The 22,288-nt window shown below is 67.2% G+C and carries 18 protein-coding genes; 14 read left to right on the forward strand and 4 right to left on the reverse strand.

Features of this window, described 5'->3' with window-relative positions:
• Nucleotides 1-394: 394 nt before the first annotated feature.
• The 5 genes from glmM to ACFOYU_RS12980 all read left to right on the forward strand — a co-directional run bounded on the left by glmM (nt 395) and on the right by ACFOYU_RS12980 (nt 4,721).
• Nucleotides 395-1,768, forward strand: a complete 1,374-nt coding sequence (gene glmM / locus ACFOYU_RS12960; RefSeq protein WP_377033916.1) for a phosphoglucosamine mutase — start codon at nt 395-397, stop codon at nt 1,766-1,768.
• Nucleotides 1,769-1,986: 218 nt separating this feature from the next.
• Entirely contained in the window at nt 1,987-2,742 is a 756-nt protein-coding gene (locus tag ACFOYU_RS12965) for an outer membrane protein (RefSeq protein ID WP_377033917.1), read from the forward strand.
• A gap of 252 nt (nt 2,743-2,994) precedes the next feature.
• The gene (locus ACFOYU_RS12970; RefSeq protein WP_377033918.1) at nt 2,995-3,747 is read left to right on the forward strand and encodes an outer membrane protein; all 753 of its coding nucleotides are present in this window, start codon (nt 2,995-2,997) and stop codon (nt 3,745-3,747) included.
• A gap of 192 nt (nt 3,748-3,939) precedes the next feature.
• A complete protein-coding gene (locus tag ACFOYU_RS12975; protein WP_377033919.1) occupies nt 3,940-4,218 on the forward strand; it encodes a hypothetical protein in 279 nt (92 codons plus the stop codon).
• An 83-nt stretch (nt 4,219-4,301) separates the two neighbouring features.
• The gene (locus tag ACFOYU_RS12980) at nt 4,302-4,721 is read left to right on the forward strand and encodes a hypothetical protein (RefSeq protein WP_377033920.1); all 420 of its coding nucleotides are present in this window, start codon (nt 4,302-4,304) and stop codon (nt 4,719-4,721) included.
• A gap of 112 nt (nt 4,722-4,833) precedes the next feature.
• Here ACFOYU_RS12980 and ACFOYU_RS12985 read toward each other — a convergent pair whose 3' ends face one another.
• Together ACFOYU_RS12985 and ACFOYU_RS12990 are read right to left on the reverse strand one after the other, a co-directional pair.
• Complete coding sequence (locus ACFOYU_RS12985; RefSeq protein ID WP_377033921.1) at nt 4,834-7,974, reverse strand: efflux RND transporter permease subunit; 3,141 nt, start codon at nt 7,972-7,974, stop codon at nt 4,834-4,836.
• A 59-nt stretch (nt 7,975-8,033) separates the two neighbouring features.
• Nucleotides 8,034-9,299: an efflux RND transporter periplasmic adaptor subunit gene (locus ACFOYU_RS12990; protein ID WP_377033922.1), complete on the reverse strand. Its 1,266-nt coding sequence runs from the start codon at nt 9,297-9,299 to the stop codon at nt 8,034-8,036.
• Between the two features lie 237 nt (nt 9,300-9,536).
• On the opposite strand from ACFOYU_RS12990, the gene ACFOYU_RS12995 reads away from it, so the two are divergent.
• The 3 genes from ACFOYU_RS12995 to purU all read left to right on the forward strand — a co-directional run bounded on the left by ACFOYU_RS12995 (nt 9,537) and on the right by purU (nt 13,309).
• Nucleotides 9,537-10,709: a phosphoserine transaminase gene (locus ACFOYU_RS12995; protein WP_377033923.1), complete on the forward strand. Its 1,173-nt coding sequence runs from the start codon at nt 9,537-9,539 to the stop codon at nt 10,707-10,709.
• A gap of 124 nt (nt 10,710-10,833) precedes the next feature.
• The gene (gene serA / locus ACFOYU_RS13000; RefSeq protein ID WP_377033924.1) at nt 10,834-12,426 is read left to right on the forward strand and encodes a phosphoglycerate dehydrogenase; all 1,593 of its coding nucleotides are present in this window, start codon (nt 10,834-10,836) and stop codon (nt 12,424-12,426) included.
• Between the two features lie 10 nt (nt 12,427-12,436).
• A complete protein-coding gene (gene purU / locus ACFOYU_RS13005; protein WP_226742585.1) occupies nt 12,437-13,309 on the forward strand; it encodes a formyltetrahydrofolate deformylase in 873 nt (290 codons plus the stop codon).
• Here purU and ACFOYU_RS13010 read toward each other — a convergent pair.
• A complete protein-coding gene (locus tag ACFOYU_RS13010; RefSeq protein ID WP_226742586.1) occupies nt 13,306-14,211 on the reverse strand; it encodes a DMT family transporter in 906 nt (301 codons plus the stop codon). The two genes, purU and ACFOYU_RS13010, sit on opposite strands and share 4 nt — an antisense overlap.
• Before the next feature lie 151 nt (nt 14,212-14,362).
• Between ACFOYU_RS13010 and ACFOYU_RS13015 the strand changes: the two genes are divergently transcribed.
• Nucleotides 14,363-15,151, forward strand: a complete 789-nt coding sequence (locus ACFOYU_RS13015) for a type 1 glutamine amidotransferase (RefSeq protein ID WP_377033925.1) — start codon at nt 14,363-14,365, stop codon at nt 15,149-15,151.
• Between the two features lie 10 nt (nt 15,152-15,161).
• On the opposite strand, the gene ACFOYU_RS13020 is transcribed toward ACFOYU_RS13015, so the two are convergent.
• Complete coding sequence (locus ACFOYU_RS13020) at nt 15,162-15,938, reverse strand: class I SAM-dependent methyltransferase (RefSeq protein ID WP_377033926.1); 777 nt, start codon at nt 15,936-15,938, stop codon at nt 15,162-15,164.
• Between the two features lie 211 nt (nt 15,939-16,149).
• On the opposite strand from ACFOYU_RS13020, the gene ACFOYU_RS13025 reads away from it, so the two are divergent.
• The 5 genes from ACFOYU_RS13025 (at nt 16,150) to ACFOYU_RS13045 (ending at nt 22,282) form a co-directional block, all read left to right on the forward strand.
• Nucleotides 16,150-17,289, forward strand: a complete 1,140-nt coding sequence (locus ACFOYU_RS13025) for an ABC transporter substrate-binding protein (protein WP_377033927.1) — start codon at nt 16,150-16,152, stop codon at nt 17,287-17,289.
• 4 nt (nt 17,290-17,293) lie between these two features.
• Entirely contained in the window at nt 17,294-18,358 is a 1,065-nt protein-coding gene (locus tag ACFOYU_RS13030) for an iron ABC transporter permease (protein WP_226742589.1), read from the forward strand.
• Complete coding sequence (locus ACFOYU_RS13035) at nt 18,352-19,119, forward strand: ABC transporter ATP-binding protein (RefSeq protein WP_226742590.1); 768 nt, start codon at nt 18,352-18,354, stop codon at nt 19,117-19,119. Before ACFOYU_RS13030 ends, ACFOYU_RS13035 begins: the two co-directional genes overlap by 7 nt.
• A 624-nt stretch (nt 19,120-19,743) precedes the next feature.
• Complete coding sequence (locus ACFOYU_RS13040) at nt 19,744-21,036, forward strand: adenylosuccinate synthase (protein WP_226742591.1); 1,293 nt, start codon at nt 19,744-19,746, stop codon at nt 21,034-21,036.
• A 34-nt stretch (nt 21,037-21,070) separates the two neighbouring features.
• Nucleotides 21,071-22,282, forward strand: coding sequence for a histidine kinase (locus tag ACFOYU_RS13045; RefSeq protein WP_377033928.1), 1,212 nt, complete (start codon nt 21,071-21,073; stop codon nt 22,280-22,282).
• The last annotated feature ends 6 nt before the right edge of the window (nt 22,283-22,288 follow it).

The following is a 22,288-nucleotide window of genomic DNA, read 5'->3' on the forward strand; positions in this document are numbered from 1 at the left end:
AGTACGAGACCCTGTCGGGGGACGAGATCCGCAACCTTCTCGACGGGCAGCCGCCGATCCGCGACACCGGCGAGAGCGTCACCGCCACCCGCGGCTCCGCCGTCCCCACCGCAGGACGCGGAAGGCCCCGCGAGACCGACGGCGGCATGGAGCCGCAGCCTCAGGCCTGATTGCGACGATTCGCTCGAGACCCAAACGCCCGCCCGGTTCGGCGGGCGTTTTTCTTGGCGTACCTCAAGTTCTCATTTCAAACCAAAGTCTGCTTTTGGCATTGTAATAATCGCTTATCACTTGTGATGCCCTATATCGCCTCAAAGCCTTGACCCGATTCATAGAGGTTGCTTTGAGAAGACCAAAGCGCACAATGGCGCTACAGCATGCGGAGACAGGAATCGTGCGCAAATACTTTGGGACCGATGGCATCCGCGGACAGGCAAACCGCCTCATTACCCCGGATCTCGCTTTAAGGGTCGGGCAGGCAGCCGGGCTCATGTTCCAGCGGGGCGATTATCGCCACCGGGTCATCATCGGCAAGGACACCCGCCTGTCCGGCTACATGATCGAGAACGCCCTCGTGGCCGGCTTCACCTCCGTGGGCATGGACGTGCTGCTGCTGGGCCCGATGCCGACCCCGGCCGTGGCCATGCTCACCCGCTCCATGCGCTGCGACCTCGGCGTCATGATCTCGGCCTCGCACAACCCCTACGAGGACAACGGCATCAAGCTGTTCGGCCCGGACGGGTTCAAGCTCAACGACGACGTGGAGCTGGAGATCGAGGCCCTGATCGATTCCGACGTCACGCATCGCCTGTCCGGCTCCGCCAAGCTCGGCCGGGCCAAGCGCATCGAGAGCGCCGATGCGCGCTATATCGAGTTCGCCAAGCGCACCCTGCCGCGCCAGCTCGACCTCGAAGGCATGCGCGTCGTGATCGACTGCGCCAACGGCGCCGGATACAAGGTCGCGCCCGAGGCTCTCTGGGAGCTCGGCGCCGACGTGATCTCGATCGGCGTGGAGCCGAACGGGTTCAACATCAATCAGGACGTGGGCTCCACCGCCCCCGACGCCCTCATCAACAAGGTGCGGGAGGTCCGCGCCGACGTGGGCATCGCCCTCGACGGGGACGCCGACCGGGTCCTGATCGTGGACGAGAAGGGCCAGAAGGTCGACGGCGACCAGCTCATGGGCGTCGTGGCCCGGTCCTGGAAGGACGACGGCCGCCTGACCCAGACCGGCATCGTCGCGACGATCATGTCCAATCTCGGCCTCGAACGCTATCTCGGCGGCATCGGGCTCAACCTCGTGCGCACGGCGGTCGGCGACCGCTACGTGCTGGAGCACATGCGCGCCCACGGCTTCAACCTGGGCGGCGAGCAGTCCGGACACATCATCATGTCGGACTACACGACCACCGGAGACGGCCTCATCGCGGCGCTCCAGCTTCTCGCGGTCGTGAAGCGCTGCAACCGGCCCGTCTCCGAGGTGTGCCATTGCTTCGAGCCCCTGCCGCAGGTGCTCAAGAACGTGCGCTACAAGGCCGGCAAGCCGCTCCAGGAGAGCTCCGTGGTCAAGGCCATCGAGGCCGGCCGCGAGCGTCTCGGCGCCAATGGCCGCCTCATCATCCGCCCCTCCGGCACGGAGCCCGTCATCCGCGTCATGGGCGAGGGTGACGACCGTGATCTCGTGAACCGGGTCGTGGACGATGTGGTGGAGGCGGTGACCCGGGCGGCGAGCCAGGCGCCGGCCCCGGCGATCAAGGGCGCTGCCTGACCCCATCAACCGGTGAAATCATGATGAAGGGCGTGGATGCCTCATCCACGCCCTTTCCTTTTGCCCGGAGCGGGGAGGCCGGGGCCGGACATCTTCCCATGGACGTGGAGCGGTAAGGGAAAGTTAAGCTTAACGATCCCTTTAGAAGGGCTGCGCTACAAGCTTGCGGAGCCGGCCGGACGCGCCGGCGCGAAGCCCGCGAGTGAAGAAGAGTGTTCATGCGCCCCGTCACGAAAGCCGTCCTTGCCGTTCTCCTTGCCGCCGCCGCCACGTCCGCCGCGGCTGCCGACCCCGAGGATCTCCTGCCGCCGGCACCCGTTCTCGACGATGTCGAGGATGCCGAGGCGACCCTGTACCTGCGGGGGGACGTCGGCTACGTGCATCACAAGCGCCCGGAGGCCGATTTCGCGGCCTTCCCTCGGAGCGGGAGCCTTGCCGGGGAGGGCATTGCCGACACCGCGGCTCTCGGCTTCGGCATCGGCTATCGTCTCGATCCGATGTTCCGCATGGACGTGACGTTCGATCACCGTTTCGAAAGCCGCTTCGACGGCAGGGCCGCCGCTCCGGACTTCGCGGCGGCGCTTCTGGCCGACCGGGGCCGCTTCCGATCCTCCACGGCGATGCTCAACGCCTATGCGGATCTCGGGACCTGGAACGGCCTGACCCCCTATGTCGGCGCCGGCATCGGCATCGCGCGCAACGAGGTCTCCCGCCTGACGCGCGCCACCTTCGACGGAGCTATGGATCTCACCTCCTGGGGCCGGATTGCCGGCGGCGCCGATTACGGGCTCGCCTGGGCGCTCATGGCGGGTCTCGGCTACGAGCTCCTGCCCGGCCTCACCCTCGACCTCGGCTACCGTTATGTCAGTCTCGGCGAGGTCAAGACCCGCCGTTTCGGGCTTGGCAACGGCGTCGACCTGGAGGCGATCGGCGGCCACGAGGTGCGGGTCGGCGTACGGTTCGGGCTGAACTGACGGCGCTTCGGGAACCGGCGGCATGAGCCTCGCGGCGGGCAGGGATGGTGCGCCATCCGTGCCCTTTCGCTTGCATGGGACAGGGTCGCGGCAGGTCCGATCCGACCGGAAGGCACCTGGGCGAGCCCCGGATAAGAAAAAAGTAAGCTCAAGAATTAAGCTTAACGTTCTCTTCACCCGCAAACGTTACAACATTTTATGACCGTTGAAGATCTCGGCGGTGCGTGACCTGTTGAGTGGAGAAGAATACCCATGAGTTCCATCAAGATCGCGGTCCTTGCCGGTCTTTTCACCGCAACCGCTTCGGCAGCCCTCGCGGCCGACCTCCCTCGCAACTTCTTTTCCCCGGCGCCTGCCATGCGGGCCACGAGACCCAGCACCGAAGGCTGGTACCTGCGGGGAGACATCGGCTATGTCCACCACAAGCGGCCCGAAGCGGACTTCGCCGCCGGAGACTACCGCGGCAATCTGTTCCGCGAAGACCTCGGCGATGCCGCGGGTCTCGGCGTCGGCATCGGCTACCGCTTCAGCCCCAATTTCCGCATGGACGTGACGGCGGACCATTTCAGCGCCCGCTTCAAGGGCACGGCGCCCACGCCCACCTTCGCCACCGCGTCCGTCACGGACCGGGCCTCGCTCCAGTCCTCGGCCTTCCTGGTGAACGGCTACGTGGACTTCGGGTCGATGGGAGGCTTCACGCCTTACGTGGGCGCGGGCATCGGCCTGGCGCGCAACGTCTTCTCCGACTACACGCGCACCACCTATGACGTCGTCGCCGACGTCGAGACCTGGGAGCGTCTCGCGGGAGGCGACGACAGGAGCTTCGCCTGGGCCCTCATGGCCGGTGTGGGCTACCGGCTCTCGTCGAACTTCACCCTCGATCTCGGCTACCGCTATGTCAGCCGTGGAGACATGAAGACCCGCTCCTACGAGGCCGGCGCCGGCTCCGACGTGGAATCCATCGGCACGCACGAGGTGCGCCTGGGCGTGCGCTACGGGCTCTGATGGTCCGGACGACCCGACCGATGCCCGGGGATCGGCTGACGGAGCATGGCGAGCTTTGCCGCATGCTCGATCAGCTCACCCCGGGCTTCCGGGCACGATCCCGCAGGTTGGTCCATGACAAGGCCAAGCTTCGGCTTGAGCGTTAACCATCAATTCACTAAGTTCCTCCGCGAATCACTGCAGGGAGGATCGATGTCAGGATTCGTCACTCTCGAGAATCGCCTTCCGTCGCTCTGGCAGAGCCCTCAGATCCTGCAGGTGAGGGAAGTCGAGGCGTCCGCTCCCGTCGTGGCGCGGGACACGCCCCTGCCGTCCCCGGCAGCGGCGGACCAGGGTTCTTCCGAGCGCCGCGACCCCAGCATCTTCATCAGCCACGCCCTCAGGAACGCCGAGAGCCTCATCGCATCGGTGACGGGCCTGAGGGATCATGAGGTTCGCGTCAGCGTCAGCTTCGCCCGCTACGATTTCTAGAGAGGGCGCCCATGCCCGCTCATCTGGCCGTTCCGCCGGGCGGCGCCAGATAAGCCCCGGCGGAACGACGGGAGGGCGGCGGCATGCGTGGCGGACTGAAGAGCGCGATCCTGCTCATCATCGGCGCGACCTCGGCTGCTCCCGCCCTGTCGGAGGTCGGTCCCTTTTCGATCACGAACGTCTCGGATGCACTGGTCCGCGCCTACAACGCCGAGGATGCGGCCGCCTTCCACGAGTTCCTGGCTCCGTCCCTGCAGGCCAAGTACCCGGTGGAGGCGCTCCGAACCGCGCTGGTGCGATGCCGGGTTCTGACCCACGACATCTTCCGGCTCAGCACGCCGTCGTGGGGTTCCCGTCGCTTCGGCTTCTTCGCGGTGTATGCCGAGACGCGGGTCTTCGAAATGGTCCTCGAGATCGACGAGAACGAGAAGATCCTCCACTGGGTGATCACCGACAACGTGACGGCCAAGGACCAGCAGTGCACGGTAAGCCACGTTTCGTGACGAGAGGCGCAGGTCCCGCGCGGATTGCATGACGGACACGAAGGCTGAACGCTAAAGCCGCGCCAGGAGGTGCTTCGGAGCGGGGGAGGGGCCCTAACGGCCCCTCCGCCCGTCACTCCGCCGGGTGCGGCGGCGGCGCCTGCTTCTCGCCGTGGGGCCTCAGGCCCGTCTGCGCCCGCATCTTGTCCAGCAGCTCGCTCACATAGGTGGAGGGCCTCGTGTAGCCGCCAATGAGCAGGTAGATCGCCGGAACCACGACCACCGTCAGCAGGGTGGACAGGGCCACGCCGCCGACGATCACCGAGCCGATGGCGTTGCGGGCCTCGGCGCCTGCTCCCGTCGACCAGGCGAGCGGGATGCCCGCGCCGATCATGGCGATGGAGGTCATGAGGATCGGCCGCAGGCGCAGCACGGAGGCCTCGATCACCGCCTCCCGGACCGCCATGCCCTGCTCGCGCAGCTGGTTCGCGAACTCGACGATCAGGATGCCGTTCTTGGTCATCAGGCCGATGAGCAGGATCATGCCGATCTGGCTGTAGATGTTGAGCGACTGGCCCGTGAGCACGAGGGCCGCAAGGCCGCCGGTGACGGCGAGCGGAACGGTCAGCATGATGATGAACGGATTGATCCAGCTCTCGAACTGCGCCGCCAGCACCAGGAACACCACGAGCAGGGCCAGGCCGAAGGTGACGTAGAACGCGTTGGAGGATTCGAGGAAGTCCTGCGACTGACCCCGGTAGCCGATCCGGGCCTCCGCCGGCAGGTTCTCGCGCACGATCTGCTCGAGGGTCGCGAGCGCGTCGCCGATGGAGACATCCCCCCGGAGAGAGGAATCGATGGTGATCGCCCGCATCCGGTTGAACCGGTTCAGGGTCTGGGGCGCCGCCGATTCCGTGAGCGTGACGAAGGAGGAGAGGGGAACGAGCTCCCCGTTCGTCGCCCGCACGAAGGTGTTCGTCAGGTCGTTCGGCGTGGCCCGGTCTTCCGCGCGGCCCCGCATGATGACGGAGTATTCCTCGCCGCGGCTGACGAAGGTCGAGACCTCGCGCTCGCCGAACATCAGCTCGAGGGTGCGGCCGATATCCTCGACGGACACGCCGAGATCCGCCGCGCGCTGGCGGTCGATCTGGACGCGGATGTCGGGCTGGGATTCCCGGTAGTCGGAATCCATGTTCACGAACATCCCGGTTTCCTGCGCCTTCTGCATGACGATGTCGCGCCACTCGCGCAGGGTGTCGTAGTCGGGTCCGCCCAGCACGAACTGAATCGGCTTGGAGGGGCCGCGCTGGCCGAACGAGCCGGGGCTGATCGGCGCCACGCGCGCACCGGGCAGGTTCGCGACCTTCCGCTGGATTTCCTGGACCAGCTCCTGCTGCTTCACGGTCCGCTGCTCCCAGGGAACGAGGCGCACGATGATCATGCCGGCATTGACCGGCGAGGGCCGGGCGAAGCCGGGCGCGACCTGGCTCGTCATGGAGCCGATCACGCCCTGTTCCTTGTAGGGCAGGAGGATCCGCTCGACCTCCCGAACGCGTTCGCGGGTATAGTCGAGGCTGGAGCCCTCCGGGGCCTCGATGCGGACGATGATGGCGCCGCGGTCCTCGGTCGGCGCGAAGTTCTTCGGCAGCATCTGGAACAGGCCCCAGGCCGACAGCGACACGGCGAACCCGATGGCGAGGATCACCAGCGGGGCCTTGAGAACCGTGGAAAGGATCCGGCGGTAGACGTTGTTCATGCTCGTGAAGAAGGGCTCCGTCATGCGCTGGATGCGGCCATGGGCCGGCACCATGAGCTTGGAGCACATCATTGGGGTGAGCGTGCGCGCGACGACGCCCGAGAAGAAGATCGAGGCCGCGAGCGTGATGCCGAACTCCCGGAAGAGCTTGCCCGTGTTGCCGGTCATGAAGGCGAGGGGCACGAAGACCGCCATCAGGGTGGCGGTCGTCGCGATCACCGCGAAACCGATCTCCCGCGCGCCGTCGAAGGAGGCGAGCAGGGGCGGCTGACCCTCCTCGATGCGCCGGTGGACGTTCTCGATCTCCACGATGGCATCATCCACCACGATGCCGATGGCGAGCACGATGGCGAGCAGCGTCAGCACGTTGATCGAGGCGTTGAAGTAGGCCATCACCATCAGGGCGGCGATGACGGAAACGGGGATCGCCACGATGGCCACGATGGTCGAGCGCCAGTCGCGCAGGAAGATCAGGATCACCAGGATGACGAGGATGATGCCTTCGACGAGCGTCTGCAGCACGCCGTCGATGGAGGCGCGGATGAACTGGCTCTCGTCGTAGGACACCTCCGCCGTGGTGCCGGGCGGCAGCGACGGCTTCAGCCGCTCGAGCTCCGCGCGGACCTCGTCGGCCACCGACAGGGTGTTGGCCGTCGCCTGGCGCACGATGCCGAGGCCGGTGGCCACGTTGCCGGATTCGTAGAACTCGAAGCGGTTGTCCTCCGGACCGACCTCGACCCGGGCGACCTCGCTCAGGCGCACCAGATAGCCGTTCTTGTTCGTGACGATGAGCTGCTCGAAATCCTGCGGGGTCGACAGGCGGGAATCCGTCTTGACGGTGAGCTCGCGCTGGGACGACTCGATGCGCCCGCCGGGCAGCTCCACGTTCTGGCGCTTGATGGCGGTTTCCAGGTCCTGCACCGTGAGGCCGCGGGCGGCAAGGGCCGAACGGTCGATCCAGATGCGCATGGCATAGCGCCGCTCGCCGGCGAGATAGACGTTCGCGACGCCCGGCACGGTCGAGAGCCGGTCCACATAGACCCGCTTGAGGAAGTCGCTGAGCTCGAGCGCATCGTAGGTCGAGGAGGTCACGCTGACCCACATGATGGGCGATGCGTTGTCGTCGACCTTGCGGATGACCGGCTGGTCGACGCCGTCCGGCAGGCGGCCGACGACGCGGAACACCGCGTCGCGCACGTCCGACGTGGCGCCTTCGGGATCGCGCGACACGTCGAATTCGATCACGACCGAGGAGCGCTCGTTGCGGCTTTCCGACCGGATCTGGTCGATGCCCTCGATGCCCGCGACCGCGCCTTCGATCACCTCCGTGATCCGGCTCTCGATGACCTCGTTCGAGGCGCCGCGGTAGATCGTCGAGACGGAGACGACGGGCCGGTCCACGCTCGGGTACTCGCGCACCGGGAGGTTCATGAGCGCGGCGAGGCCGCCCACGATCAGCAGAAGGCTGACCACGACGGCGAAGACGGGGCGGCGGATGAAGAGGTCGGAAACCTGCATGGCGCGTCAGCTCTCAGGCTGGTGAAGAGAAATCTCCCCCGCGGACGGGAGAGTCGGAATTACGGGCGTTCGGCCGCGACGGCGCTGCCGATGGCCTGCGGGAGGTTCAGGGAGCTGCGCGAGGGCTGCTGCCTGTCGGCCGCGGGCGCCGGCTGCGCCGCCGGAGTGCCGGACCCGACCGGCCGCGCGATCACCTGGGCTCCCGGACGCACCCGCTGGACGCCGAGCACGACGATGGATTCTCCGGGCTGCAGCCCTTCCACCACCTCCACCCGGCCGTTCTGCCGCTGGCCGATCCGGATGACGCGGCGCTCCACCTTGCCGTCCTTGACCGGATAGACGATCTGGCGAAGGCCTTCGCTGACGATGGCCTCCTCGGGGATGACGACCGCGTCGTCCTTGGTGGTGACCTCCAGGCGCACCGACAGGAACATGCCGGGCCTGAGGGCCTCGTCCTCGTTGTCGAACTCCGCCGTCAGCTTGACGGTGCGGGTGGTCGGCTCCACGCGCGGGTCGATCATGGTCACGGCCCCCTCGAAGGTCCGCCCGGGATAGGCGGCCGAGGTCGCGTTCACGGTCTGGCCGGCCTTGAGGCGCCCGAGGAGGTTCTCCGGCACGGAGAAGTCGAGCCGGATCCGGGACAGGTCGTCCAGGGACGTGATTCGGGTGCCGGGGGGCACATAGGCGCCCAGCGACACGGAGCGGCTGCCGACCCGGCCGGCGAAGGGCGCACGGATCGTCAGCTCCTCCAGCCGTGCCTCGGCGCCCCGGCGCTGGGCCTCGGCGGAGGCGATGGAGCCTTCGAGGGATTTCATCTGGGCCGTCAGGTCCTCGACCTGGGCGCTGGTGCCCGCGCCGGTGCGGCTCAGGGCCTTGGCGCGCTCCAGCTTGATGGCGACCTCGTTCCGGAGCGCGACCGCCCGGTTGGCTTCCGCCGCCGCCTGCTCGATCTCGGCACGGCGCTCGGCGGCGTCGAACTGGACCAGCATGTCGCCGGCCTTGACCTTCTGGCCCTCCTCGAACCCGATCTCGGTGATGAGACCGGCGACCTTGGCGGTCACGGTGATCGATTCGAAGGCCCGGACCGTGCCCACCGCGTCGCGGGTTTCCACCACGCGGCCGGTCTTGACCGTGTCGACCTCGACCATGGCGGGGCCGGAGGGACCGCGTCCGCCGCCGGGGCCGCCCGCCGGCGCCGCAGGCTGGGCAAAGTAGGAGCCGACCACCGGTGCCTTTGCCAAATAGCCGCCCTGATAGGCGTACCAACCGCCGTAGCCTGCTGCTCCCAGCATGGCGATGACGGCAAGCTGACTGGACACACGCATGCTCGCTCCTCGAAGACTCGAATATTGGGAATGCCGTAGCACAATATAGACTGGGCAGACCCAACTTACTGCAATGAACACAATATTTTGTATTACGGTTTTGTAATCTGACAGTGCTCATAAGGATGTCATGCTGCCTAAGCGGAAGTCATCTTGACCGCCGGCGGCTCCTCCGTCATACCGGATGGCGGGACACCTCTCCCCACCGAGAGGCGCCCATCTGTAAGGATGGATGACATGACAGACCTGCCCGCCGCGCGTCCTCGCGCGCCCTTCTTCTCGTCCGGCCCCTGCGCGAAGCGCCCCGGATGGTCCCTCGACAACCTCAAGACCGACAGCCTGGGCCGCTCGCACCGCGCCAAGATCGGCAAGTCGCGCCTGAAGCTGGCCATCGACCTGACCCGCGAGGTTCTCGGGGTTCCGGCCGATTACCGCATCGGCATCGTCCCGGCCTCCGACACGGGCGCCGTGGAGATGGCCCTGTGGTCGATGCTCGGCGCGCGCGGCGTGGACATGCTCGCCTGGGAAAGCTTCGGCGAGGGCTGGGTCACGGACGTGGTCAAGCAGCTCAAGCTCGACGACTCCCGCGTCATCACCGCCCCTTACGGCGAACTTCCCGACCTCTCGCAGGTCGACACGAAGACCCGCGACGTGGTCTTCACCTGGAACGGCACCACCTCGGGCGTTCGCGTGCCGAACGCCGACTGGATCGCGGCGGACCGCGAGGGCCTGACCATCTGCGACGCCACCTCGGCGGCCTTCGCCCAGAAGCTCGACTTCGCCAAGCTCGACGTGGTCACCTTCTCCTGGCAGAAGGTGCTGGGCGGCGAGGCGGCGCACGGCATGCTCATCCTCTCGCCCCGCGCGGTCGAGCGGCTGGAGACCTACAAGCCCGCATGGCCGCTGCCGAAGATCTTCCGCATGACCAAGGGCGGCAAGCTCATCGAGGGCATCTTCGAGGGCGAGACCATCAACACCCCCTCCATGCTCGCGGTCGAGGATTACATCGACGCGCTGGAATGGGCGAAGTCCATCGGCGGCCTGAACGCCCTCGTGGCCAAGGCCGACGCCAACGCCAAGGTCGTCCTCGACTGGGTCGCCAAAACGCCCTGGATCGCCAACCTCGCCAAGGACCCGGCCACCGCCTCCAACACCAGCGTCTGCCTCGTCGTTGCCGATGCGGACGTGGTCGCCAAGGGGCCCGAGGCCGTGGCCCAGGTCGCCAAGGGCATCACCGCGGCGCTCGACAAGGAAGGCGTCGCCTATGACATCGGCGCCTATCGCGATGCGCCTCCCGGTCTTCGGATCTGGTGCGGCGCCACGGTCGAGCAATCCGACCTGGAGGCCCTGACGCCGTGGCTCGACTGGGCCTTCGAGCAGGAAAAGGCGAAGCTCGCGAAAGCGGCTTGATTTCATTCGTCATCCCGGACGCGGCAGGGCCGCGATCCGGGATCGCTCTCATCAGCCAGACTCCCATGACGATCCCGGCTCGCGCTGCGCTTGGCCGGGATGACGCTACAGGCACAGGTGCACCATGCCCGCTCCCCGCGTACTCATTTCCGACGCTCTTTCTCCCGCCGCCGTGCAGATCTTCAAGGATCGCGGCATCGAGGTCGATTTCCAGCCCGACCTCGGCAAGGACAAGGAGAAACTCGCTGCCATCATCGGCCAGTATGACGGCCTCGCCATCCGCTCGGCCACCAAGGTCACGGCCAAGATCCTGGAGCAGGCGACCAACCTGAAGGTCATCGGCCGCGCCGGCATCGGCGTCGACAATGTCGAGATCCCCGCCGCCACGGCGAAGGGCATCATCGTCATGAACACGCCCTTCGGCAATTCCATCACCACCGCCGAGCACGCCATCGCCATGATGTTCGCGCTCGCCCGCCAGATCCCGCAGGCCGACGCCTCGACCCAGGCCGGAAAGTGGGAGAAGAACCGCTTCATGGGCGTCGAGCTCACCGGCAAGGTGCTCGGCGTGATCGGCTGCGGCAATATCGGCTCCATTGTGGCCGATCGCGGCATCGGCCTGCGCATGAGGGTCATCGCCTACGATCCCTTCCTGTCGCCGGAGCGCGCCCTCGAGATCGGCGTCGAGAAGGTCGAGCTCGAAGACCTCCTGCGCCGGGCCGACATCATCACGCTCCACGTGCCGATGACGGAGAAGACGAAGAACATCCTGTCCGCCGAGAACCTCGCCAAGACCAAGAAGGGCGTGCGCATCGTCAACTGCGCCCGCGGCGGACTCGTGGACGAGGTGGCGCTTCGCGCGGCGCTCGATTCCGGCCACGTGGCCGGCGCGGCCTTCGACGTGTTCGTCGAGGAACCGGCGACCTCCAATCCGCTCTTCGGCCATCCCAACGTGGTCTGCACCCCGCATCTGGGCGCCGCCACCACCGAGGCGCAGGAGAACGTCGCGCTCCAGGTCGCCGAGCAGATGTCGGACTACCTGCTCCAGGGCGCGATCCAGAACGCCGTGAACTTCCCGTCGATCACGGCCGAGGAGGCTCCGCGCCTGCGGCCCTTCGTGGCGCTCGCCGAAAAGCTCGGCTCCTTCCTCGGCCAGCTCACGGAAGCGCCCATCAAGGGCATCCGCATCGAGTACGAAGGCGCCGTGGCGGACATGAACACCCGCGCGCTCACCTCGGCCGCCGTCACCGGCGTGCTGCGTCCCTTCCTGCAGGACATCAACATGGTGTCGGCTCCCGTGGTCGCCCGCGAGCGCGGCATCACCATCGAGGAGGTCAAGCGCGAGAACGCGGCCCGCGACTACGAGAGCTTCATCCGCATCGTCGTGGATGCCGAGGACATGCCGAGGCACGCGGGCGGCACCGTGTTCCAGGACGGCAAGCCGCGCGTGATCGAGATCCGCGACATCGCGGTCGACGCGGAGTTCGCGCCGCACATGATCTATGTGCGCAACGACGACAAGCCCGGCTTCATCGGCCGCTTCGGCACGCTGCTGGGTGAGTCCGGCGTCAACGTGGCGACCTTCGCCCTCGGCCGCGACAGGCCCGGCGGCGATGCCATCTGCTTCGTCTCCGTCGATCAGCCCGTGTCGGACGAGCTCCTGCGCAGGATCGAGGAGATCCCGCAGGTCAAGCGCGCCCGCGCCGTCCACTTCTAAGAGGCCCGCCATGCCCTCGTCCCTGCCGCAGCGCTTCGTTCTGACCCTCGCCTGCGCCAACCGCCCGGGCATCGTCGCCGCCGTGGCAGGGCACCTGTCGAGCGCGGGCCTGAACATCCTCGACGCCCAGCAATACGACGACACGCAGACGGACAGGTTCTTCATGCGCGTCGTCTTCGACCCCGTGGAGGGCGAGGCCGATCTCGACGCCCTCAGGAGCGGCTTCGTGCCCGTGGCCGAGCGCTTCGGGATGACCTGGACCCTGCGCAACCGGAGCGAGCCGCGCCGGGTCATGCTCATGGTGTCCAAGTTCGATCACTGTCTCGCCGATCTGCTCTACCGCTGGCGCATCGGCGAACTCGCCTTCGAGCCTGTCGGCGTCATCGCCAACCACCCGGTCGAGACCTACAGCCACGTGGATCTCGGCAGCATCCCGTTCCACCACCTGCCGGTCACCCGCGACACCAAGATGGAGCAGGAGGCGAAGGTCTGGGAGGTCATCCGCGACGCCAAGGCCGATCTCGTGGTGCTCGCGCGCTACATGCAGGTGCTCTCCGACGGGCTCGCGGCGAAGCTCGCGGGACGCTGCATCAACATCCACCACTCGTTCCTGCCCGGCTTCAAGGGCGCCAAGCCCTACCATCAGGCCCATGCCCGCGGCGTGAAGCTCATCGGGGCGACGGCGCACTACGTCACGTCGGATCTCGACGAGGGGCCGATCATCGCCCAGGACGTGGAGCCCATCACCCATCGCGACACGCCGGACGACCTCGTGCGCAAGGGGCGCGACATCGAGCGCCGGGTGCTGGCCCGCGCCGTGCGCCACCATCTGGAGGACCGCATCCTCCTCAATGGCCAGAAGACCGTGGTGTTCGCGGATTAGCGCCGCCGCTCCGCGAGCCAGATGCCGCCGAGCACCAGCGCCAGACCGAGCGCGTGGTAGAACGCGAAGGGCTCGCCCAGCAGAACGACGGCGAGAAGCGCCCCGAAGACGGGCACCAGGTTGACGAACAGGCCCGCCCGCGCCGGGCCGATCAGCTCGACGCCCCGGATGTAGAAGATCTGGGACAGGAGCGAGGGCAGCAGCGCCACGTAGAGCAGGACCGCCCAGCCCGTGGGCGTGGGCCATTGCAGGGTGCCGGTCGCCATCTCGTAGGCCAGCGGGGGCAGGGAGGTGACGAAGGCCACCACGGCAAGCGCCGTGAAGAAGACGAGGCCCGTCACCGCGGGCCGGCGGCGCAGCCCCAGGGTGTAGCCGGCATAGAACAGGCACGCCACGAGCATCCACACGTCGCCGATGTTGAGCGCGAGGGTGCGGAGGATTTCGAGGTCCCCCTTCACCGAGACGAGCACGACGCCCGCGATGGTTACGGCCATGCCGAGGATCTGCAGGGGCAGGATGCGCGCCCGGAAGAACAGCACCGTCCCGAGCAGGACCAGGACCGGAATGGAGCCCTGGAAGATCGTGAGGTTCACCGCCGTCGTGTGATGGGCGGCGGCATAGAACAGGGCGTTGAACGCGGTGAAGCCGAAGGCCCCCATGCCGGCGATGTAGGGCAGGTGCCTCCGCAGGACCGGCCATTCGGCCCGGAGCTGCCGCCCCGTCGTCGGCACCATCACGGCCACGACCACGACCCAGCGCAGGCAGGTGAGGACCATGGGGGAGATCTCGCCCACGGCGATCCGCCCCGCGATGGCGTTGCCGCCCCAGAACAGGGTGGTCAGGATCAGCAGCAGGTAGGCCTGCCCGAAGAGCCCCTTCCAGAGCGATTGCAGGATTTTCATGGGACGCGGGTCCTCGCAGCGCTTGCCGCCGTCCGCGGTTCGGGTAAACCGGCCTGATTGGAGGCGGGGGATGTCTATGGCCTTAAGGTTCCTGGTGGTCGAGGGCAATACGCGTGGTGCAAGGCAGGCCCACAGGGAAAGCTATGGACTCATGCCGTCGGAGTCTTATGCGGCGGTGCTGCAGGGCATCGCGGGGGACGCGATCTGCGATCTCGCCTTCCCGGCGGACGAGGGGGCGAACCTGCCGGATGCGGCGGGGCTCGAATCCTATGACGGCATCGTGCTCACCGGCTCGCACCTCAACATCTACGACCGTACCCCCGACATCCTGCGCCAGATCGACCTCATGCGGGCGGTCTACACCTCCGGCACGCCCACTTTCGGGTCCTGCTGGGGCCTCCAGGTCGCGGCCGTCGCGGCGGATGGCGACGTGCGGCAGAACCCCCTGGGACGGGAGATCGGCTTCGCCCGGCGCCTGACGCCGACGGAGGCGGGCCGGGTGCATCCCATACTGGAGGGCCGCCCCGGCGCCTATGACGCGCCCGCGATCCATCTCGACATGGTCACGGTCACCCCGGGCGACTGCACGATCCTGTCCACCAACGCGGTCTCGGCCGTGCAGGCGGCGGAGATCCGGGTGAATGGCGGCGTGTTCTGGGGCGTGCAGTATCATCCCGAGTTCAGCCTGGGCGAACTGGCCGTGATCCTGGGCCGGCGCACCGAGATCCTCGTTAACGAAGGCTTCTGCCGGACGCCCGAGGAGGCCGCGGCCTACGTGGCCGACCTGAAGACCCTCCATGCCGAGCCCAACGACATCCCGGTTGCCTGGCGCCACGGCCTCGATGCGGAGGTGCTCGACCCGGTGCGCCGCACCCGCGAGATCCGCAACTTCATCGAGCATCGGGTCAGGCCCGGAAAGAGCGCGCGCGGACGGGCGTGACGCTGCGGCATCACCGCTTCGTCGCCGCGATGGCGTAGCGGTGCTGGGTGGCCCGCTCCAGGCCCTTCAGAAGCGACATGTGCTTGGCCTGCTCGCGGTGGATGCGCTTGAGGTTGCGATCGACCGTGATCTCGGCGAAGCCGGCCTGGCGGAGCAGGTCCACGACCTCGGCCGAGCGCGCTCCCTTGGAAAAGTAGACCTGCCGCAGGATCCGTTCGTGGGTCTCGCGCATCGCATCGGGCATGTGGGACGCGGGCGGCGTTCGCCCAGTGAGGCGCTCGAACGCCCGGACCATGCGCCTGACCAGGGTGTCCGAGACGAAGTCGCCGTCGACGATGAGCACCTTGCCGCCGGGCTTCAGGAGCGAATGCCATTCCCTGAAGGCGGCCATCGGATCGACCAGGGTCCAGACCAGATGGCGCGTCACGATCGCGTCGTAGCTCTCCGGCCTTTCCAGGGTGCGCTCGGCGTCGCCCATGACGAACCGGATGCGGGCCCCGCGCGCTTCGGCCTTGGCGCGGGCCCGGGAGAGCATCGCGTCCGACCAGTCCAGCCCGGTGACGTGGAACCCCAGCCCGTCGAGCAGGTGGGATATCACCCCCGTGCCGCTCGCGAGGTCGAGGGCGCTGCGCCCCGCGCCCGGCCCGAGATGGCGCAGGAACAACTCGCTCCATGCCTGCCGCTCCGCTTCCGAGAAGATCTCGTGTCCCACCTGCTGGTCGAAGGTTGCGGCGCGGGCCGACCAATAGTCACGAATTTCGTCCCGAAGCGTATAGTTCGACGTCATCGAATGGGCCCGTTCCAGTCATGCTTTGCGGTGCGATTTACCCTCCGTGTCGGTACTCGTCAAATTATAGATGTTCTAAACTGTAGAATAGACTATTTCTAAACTAGGTAAAATCTATTGTTTGTTATAGAAGTTCTAAAAGATATTGCTTGATATACTTTCATTGCGGGCATAGGGACGAGCCGCTTTTCCTCTTGATGCGAGGTTCATCATGCAGCTTCCCAAACTGGCCCTTTGCGCCGCCCTGGCGCTCGTCGGTCTCCTGCCCACCCCCTCGACGGCGGCGGACACGAAGATCACCGTCACCGACATCGCCGGCCGGAAGGTCGAGGTCAAAGCGCCTGTCGACAAAGTGATCCTCGGTGAGGGGCGGCAGATCTACTTCGTGGCGGCCCTGGACGGCGAGGATCCCTTCAAGCGCGTCGTCGGCTGGCGCGACGATTTCGAGAAGGCGGACCTCGACGGCTACAAGGACTACCTCGCCAAGTACCCCGATATCGCAAAGCTCCCCACCTTCGGCGGCACGAAGGAAGGCACGTTCGACATCGAGCAGGCCGTGGCGCTCGCCCCCGACGTCATGATCATGAACGTGGAGGCGAAGACCGCGACGGACGACGCGAAGCTCATCGAGAAGCTCGCCAAGGTCGGCATCCCGGTCGTCTTCGTGGACTTCCGCGACAAGCCGTTCGAGAACACCGAACCGAGCATGCGGCTGATCGGCAAGCTGTTCGGCAAGGAGGCCCGGGCGGAGGAGTTCATCGCCTTCCGCAAGGAGCAGATCGAGCGCGTCACGGAGCGCCTCGCGAAAGCCAATCCGGCAAAGCCGCTCGTGATGATGGAGCGCGCTGCCGGCTACACCGACGATTGCTGCATGTCCTTCGGCAACGAGAATTTCGGCAAGATGGTCGAGATGGCCGGCGGCATCAATCTCGCGGCCAAGATCATCCCCGGCACCTTCGGCGTCGTGAACCCGGAGCAGATCATCGCGTCCAACCCGGACCACGTGATCGCCACCGGCTCGAACTGGGAGCTGTACGTGCCCGGCGGAAAGTGGGTCGGCGTCGGCTCCGGCGCCGATAAGGCGAAGGCCCGCGCCAAGCTGGCGGATCTCATGAAGCGTCCCGCCTTTACCGGCGTGAAGGCGGTGCAGAACGGCCAGGTCCATGCCATCTGGCACCAGTTCTACAACAGCCCGTATCAGTTCGTCGCCATCCAGCAGATGGCCAAGTGGCTGCACCCGGAGCTCTTCAAGGACCTCGACCCGGACCAGACGATGCGCACCCTCTACGAGCGCTTCCTGCCGGTGGCCTACAAGCCGGGCTACTGGGTCTCCCTGGCGGACAAGGAATAGGTCCTTGACTCACGCGGCATCCGTTCCGGCACAGACAGGGCGCGGTGTCTACCGCGCCCTCGTGCAGCGCAAGAAGCTCCTGCTCCTCGCGCTTGCGGCCGTCCTGATCCTCTCGGTCATCGCCGATCTCGGCCTGGGGCCGGCCCGCTACGGTATGCGGGAGGTCGTGCTCGCGCTCGCCGGGTCGTCGGAGGTGTCGCACCAGGTCAGCGTCGTGATCTGGGATATCCGGATGCCGGTCGCCCTGATGGCGGTGGTGGTCGGCGCCGCCCTCTCGGCCGCGGGCGCGCAGATGCAGACGATCCTGAACAATCCGCTCGCCAGCCCCTTCACCCTCGGCATCTCGGCGGCCGCCAGCTTCGGCGCCTCGCTCGCGCTCGTGTTCGGAGTGGGCCTGCTGCCCTTCGCCATCGAATACGTGGTGTCGATCAACGCCCTGCTCATGGCCATGGGGGCGGCCCTGTTCATTCACCTGATGAGCCAGAGGCGCGGCGTCACCGTCGAGACGATCGTCCTGCTGGGCATCACCCTGGTCTTCACCTTCAACGCCCTTCTGGCGCTGGTGCAGTTTCTCGCCTCGGAGCAGGCGCTGGCGGCCGTCGTGTTCTGGACCATGGGCAGCCTCACCCGGGCGACCTGGCCGAAGCTGGCCATCACCACGGCCATCCTCGCCGTCGCCCTTCCGCTCTTCTTCCGCCGCGCCTGGGCCCTGACGGCTCTGCGCCTGGGCGAGGACAAGGCCGCGAGCTTCGGCGTGAACGTGCGCTGGCTCAGGCTCGAGACGATGCTGATCGTCAGCGTGCTCGCCGCGGTGCCCGTGGCCTTCGTCGGCACCATCGGATTCGTCGGCCTCGTCGGCCCTCACATCGCCCGCATGATGATCGGGGAGGACCAGCGCTTCTTCCTGCCGGCTTCCGCCCTCTCGGGGGCCGCGATGCTGTCGCTGACGTCCGTGATCAGCAAGTCGCTCATTCCCGGCAGCATCATTCCCATCGGCATCATCACGGCGCTGGTCGGCGTGCCGTTTCTCTTCAGCCTGATCATGACCAACCGGAGACAGGCATGGTAGCCACGTTGCAGCTCAACCAGGTCGGTGTGCGCTACGGCAAGCTGGAGGTGCTCTCGGGCATCACGACGCCGGTCATGAAGGGCGGCGAGGTGACGGCGGTGATCGGGCCCAACGCCGCCGGCAAGTCGAGCCTGTTCCGGCGCATCGCGGGGCTTCTCGGCGGGCCAGGAGACATCGCCATCGGCGGCCTCGCGGGACGGTCCGCGTCCCGGGCCGTCTGCTACATGCCTCAGGACACGTCGGTGAACACCGTGCTCACCGTCTACGAATCGATCCTCCTGGCGCGCAAGCAGGGCGGGGAACACCGGGTCAGCGACGGCGATCTCGAAGCCGTGGACGAGGTTCTCGCGGCCCTGCGGATCGAACCCATCGCCTTCAGGGGATTGTGCGAGCTCAGCGGCGGCCAGCGGCAGCTGGTGTCCCTGGCCCAGACGCTGGTGCGGCAGCCGAAGATCCTGCTCCTGGACGAGCCGACGAGCGCCCTCGATCTCCACCGCCAGGTCGAGGTGCTGGCGCTCATCCGCGCGCTGGCGCGGAAGCACGAGATCTGCGTCGTCCTGGCGGTCCACGATCTCAACCAGGTCCTGCGCGTGGCCGACCGCGTCCTGGTGATCGATGCCGGCACGATGGTGAAGTGCGGCCCCGCCGAGGCGGTCATCACGCCCGACCTTCTCCGGGACATCTACAAGGTCGACGGCCGGATCGAGCGCTGCTCCCGCCTCTGCGCCCAGGTCATCATCGACGGTCCCATCGTCCATTGACCCGATCCGGCGTCCTGCCACGGTGCGCGGATGTGAAGGAGCGCCACGCCGCCGTCATCTTCCTCGCGCTATGTTCCCACTCTGTTCTTGACACTCGCGCCAAGCTAAGCTATATTGTTCGTGTCCGGTTCACCGAGGGGCGCGCTCGCGAGGCGTCGTGATTGTGGGACCGGACACGGTCCTGCGCCGGAGGGGAACGCACCCTCCTGCGGCAGGAGGCCCAGGCACAAGCCCTGGGGCCGGAGCGGGTCGCAGGCCCGGCCGCACCAGGCGTGCGGCGTTCGCCTGCGGCCGTTCACGGACCAGCGCCGCCTGTTCGCCTGAAAAGAACCGTGCGCGAGGGGCCATCCGGCTCTTCCCTCTCCACCACCACCCTTCGAGCCGGTTCGCTCCTCGCGCCCCCTCGACTGCCACAAGGCCGCGCGCATACCCCGCAGCCCGATCACCCGTGCCCGTTGCCATACCTTTGCGCCGGTCCTTGTGGAACGTGATGCATCTTGGGATTGGCGGGCGGAAAAAGCGTGTTGGTTCTTGACCTCCCGGCATTGATCCACCATGAGGGTTTGCAAGGTTTTTCCCCAGCCCTGGCCTTGCGCCAGGGCTTTTTCATGTGAGGCTTGAGCAATGGCGAACGTGGTTGTCGTAGGCGCCCAGTGGGGCGACGAGGGCAAGGGCAAGATCGTCGATTGGCTGTCCGAACAGGCGGACGTGGTCGTGCGGTTCCAGGGCGGGCACAATGCCGGCCATACGCTGGTCATCGGCGACAAGGTCTACAAGCTCTCGCTCCTGCCGTCCGGCGTGGTGCGCCCCAACAAGCTGTCGGTCATCGGCAACGGCGTCGTGCTCGATCCCCATGCCCTCGCGGGGGAGGTCGAGCGCCTGGCCGAGCAGGGCGTCTCCATCAGCCGGGACAACCTGCGCGTCGCCGAGAACGCCACGCTGATCCTGTCGATCCACCGCGAGCTCGACGCCCTGCGCGAAAGCGGCAGCGCCGGCACCAAGATCGGCACCACCAAGCGCGGCATCGGCCCCGCCTACGAGGACAAGGCCGGGCGCCGCGCCATCCGCCTGATGGACCTTGCCGACCTGTCCTCCCTGCGGGACAAGATCGACCGGCTGCTCACGCACCACAACGCCCTTCGCCGCGGCTTCGGCCTCGAGGAATTCTCCCCCGACGCGATCTACGAGGAGCTGTCCTCCGTCGCCCCGAAGGTGCTGCCCTACATGGACGCGGTGTGGCGCCTGCTCGACGAGCAGCGCCGTTCCGGCAAGCGCATCCTGTTCGAAGGCGCCCAGGGTGCGCTGCTCGATGTGGATCACGGCACCTATCCCTTCGTCACGTCGTCCAACACCGTCGCCGGCCAGGCCGCCACGGGTTCGGGCCTCGGGCCGGGCGCCGTCGGCTACGTGCTGGGCATCGCCAAGGCCTACACGACCCGCGTGGGCGAGGGGCCTTTCCCAACGGAATTGTTCGACGAGACCGGCGAGCTGATCGGCCAGAAGGGCAAGGAATTCGGCGTCGTCACGGGCCGCAAGCGCCGCTGCGGCTGGTTCGACGCGACCCTGGTGCGCCAGACGGTCCGCACCTCGGGCATCGACGGAATCGCGCTCACCAAGCTCGACATCCTCGACGGATTCGAGACGATCAAGATCGGCGTCGGCTATCGCCTCGACGGCCAGACCATCGACTACTTCCCGGCGAGCCAGGGCGCTCAAGGACGCGTCGAGCCGATCTACGAAGAGATGGAAGGCTGGAGCGGATCGACCGCGGGAGCGCGCTCCTGGGCCGATCTGCCCGCGCAGGCGATCAAATACGTGCGCCGCGTGGAGGAGCTCATCGGTGCGCCGGTGGCCGTTCTGTCCACTTCGCCGGAGCGTGACGATACAATCCTCATGAAGAACCCGTTTGAGGGTTGACGAGGCGCCCGCTCCGGGCCATCCCAAGAGCGCAATGGCTGATTACTATCCCCTCATAGCCCGCGCTGTCGAAGGCTTGTCCGATCCGTCGCCGGAGATGCGCCGCGCCGTCTACGAGCGCGCGCGCTCCGCCCTGATCGGGCAGCTGCGCACGCTCGATCCGCCCCTCACGGAAGACGAAATCCACCAGGAGCGGATTTCCCTCGACGAGGCCATCCGCCGGATCGAGTCCGAGTATGCTGCGGAGGCTCCGGCATCGAGCTCGATGCCGCAGGCAGCCGCGGCTCCGGTCCTTCGCCAGAGTGCCCGCCTGCCGTCGGACGACGTTCCCGGCCGTGCCGATGCGGGCCACCGGGGCCCGTTCCATGACGACGGGGCCGATGACGAGGCCCCCGACCACGCCTACGAGGAGGCTGCGACCGCGCGACCGCGCGTCGAGAGCCGTCCGCATCCGGGCATGCAGAACAACAAGCGCACGCGGACGATCGTTCTCGGCACGGTTCTGGCGCTGGCGATCGCCGCCATCGCGGCCTTCGCGTTCCTCTGGCGGGACAGGCCCGAGGACCTTCCGGCCCAGACTCCCGTTGCGGCAGCGCCCCAGGAGCCGGCGCCCGACGCAGGCAAGATCAACGAGCGGGTCGGGGGAGGGCAGGCTCCGCCGGCAACGAACGCGCCGGCGGCCGACGCGCCGCGCCAGGAGATCGGCGTCGCCCAGCGCGCCGTCTTCTACGAGGAGGACCCTGCCAATCCGCAGACGCCGAAGGCCCAGGTCGGCCGCGTCGTGTGGCGGCTCGAGGACGTGAATCCGGGCCAGGGGCAGGCCCTGGAAAAGGCCGTGACGGCCAATGTCGAGGTGCCGGATGCGGGCCTGAGCATGCGCATGGTCCTTCGCCGCAACCTGGATTCCACCCTGCCGGCCTCGCATACGGTCGAGCTCACCTTCACGACCCGGGCTGGCGAGAGCGGACGGGTGATTCGTGACGTCGGCCTGCTTCAGTTCAAGAACGAGGAGGCGGCCCGCGGCACCCCCATTGCCGGGCTTCCCGTGCCGGTCCGCGAGAACCTGTTCCTGATCGGGCTCTCGAACCTGCCGGGCGACATCGAGCGCAACACCGAGCTGTTCGTGCGCCGCAACTGGATCGACCTGCCCGTGCGCATGGCCTCGGGGCAGCGCGCGATCCTGAGCTTCGAAAAGGGACCCACCGGCGAGCGGGTCATGAACGAGGCCTTCACGCAGTGGCAATAAAAAAGC

The organism is Microvirga sp. GCM10011540 (assembly GCF_042650665.1).
In the GTDB taxonomy this organism is placed as follows: domain Bacteria; phylum Pseudomonadota; class Alphaproteobacteria; order Rhizobiales; family Beijerinckiaceae; genus Microvirga; species Microvirga lenta.

What these genes read in the sequence shown, in the direction of transcription:
- ACFOYU_RS12965 (WP_377033917.1), top strand. Translation starts at nt 1,987, where the DNA reads ATGCGCCCCGTCACGAAAGCCGTCCTTGCCGTTCTCCTTGCCGCCGCC.
- ACFOYU_RS12970 (WP_377033918.1), top strand. Translation starts at nt 2,995, where the DNA reads ATGAGTTCCATCAAGATCGCGGTCCTTGCCGGTCTTTTCACCGCAACC.
- ACFOYU_RS12975 (WP_377033919.1), top strand. Translation starts at nt 3,940, where the DNA reads ATGTCAGGATTCGTCACTCTCGAGAATCGCCTTCCGTCGCTCTGGCAG.
- ACFOYU_RS12980 (WP_377033920.1), top strand. Translation starts at nt 4,302, where the DNA reads ATGCGTGGCGGACTGAAGAGCGCGATCCTGCTCATCATCGGCGCGACC.
- ACFOYU_RS12985 (WP_377033921.1), bottom strand. Translation starts at nt 7,974, where the DNA reads ATGCAGGTTTCCGACCTCTTCATCCGCCGCCCCGTCTTCGCCGTCGTG.
- ACFOYU_RS12990 (WP_377033922.1), bottom strand. Translation starts at nt 9,299, where the DNA reads ATGCGTGTGTCCAGTCAGCTTGCCGTCATCGCCATGCTGGGAGCAGCA.
- ACFOYU_RS12995 (WP_377033923.1), top strand. Translation starts at nt 9,537, where the DNA reads ATGACAGACCTGCCCGCCGCGCGTCCTCGCGCGCCCTTCTTCTCGTCC.
- serA (WP_377033924.1), top strand. Translation starts at nt 10,834, where the DNA reads ATGCCCGCTCCCCGCGTACTCATTTCCGACGCTCTTTCTCCCGCCGCC.
- purU (WP_226742585.1), top strand. Translation starts at nt 12,437, where the DNA reads ATGCCCTCGTCCCTGCCGCAGCGCTTCGTTCTGACCCTCGCCTGCGCC.
- ACFOYU_RS13010 (WP_226742586.1), bottom strand. Translation starts at nt 14,211, where the DNA reads ATGAAAATCCTGCAATCGCTCTGGAAGGGGCTCTTCGGGCAGGCCTAC.
- ACFOYU_RS13015 (WP_377033925.1), top strand. Translation starts at nt 14,363, where the DNA reads ATGCCGTCGGAGTCTTATGCGGCGGTGCTGCAGGGCATCGCGGGGGAC.
- ACFOYU_RS13020 (WP_377033926.1), bottom strand. Translation starts at nt 15,938, where the DNA reads ATGACGTCGAACTATACGCTTCGGGACGAAATTCGTGACTATTGGTCG.
- ACFOYU_RS13025 (WP_377033927.1), top strand. Translation starts at nt 16,150, where the DNA reads ATGCAGCTTCCCAAACTGGCCCTTTGCGCCGCCCTGGCGCTCGTCGGT.
- ACFOYU_RS13035 (WP_226742590.1), top strand. Translation starts at nt 18,352, where the DNA reads ATGGTAGCCACGTTGCAGCTCAACCAGGTCGGTGTGCGCTACGGCAAG.
- ACFOYU_RS13040 (WP_226742591.1), top strand. Translation starts at nt 19,744, where the DNA reads ATGGCGAACGTGGTTGTCGTAGGCGCCCAGTGGGGCGACGAGGGCAAG.
- ACFOYU_RS13045 (WP_377033928.1), top strand. Translation starts at nt 21,071, where the DNA reads ATGGCTGATTACTATCCCCTCATAGCCCGCGCTGTCGAAGGCTTGTCC.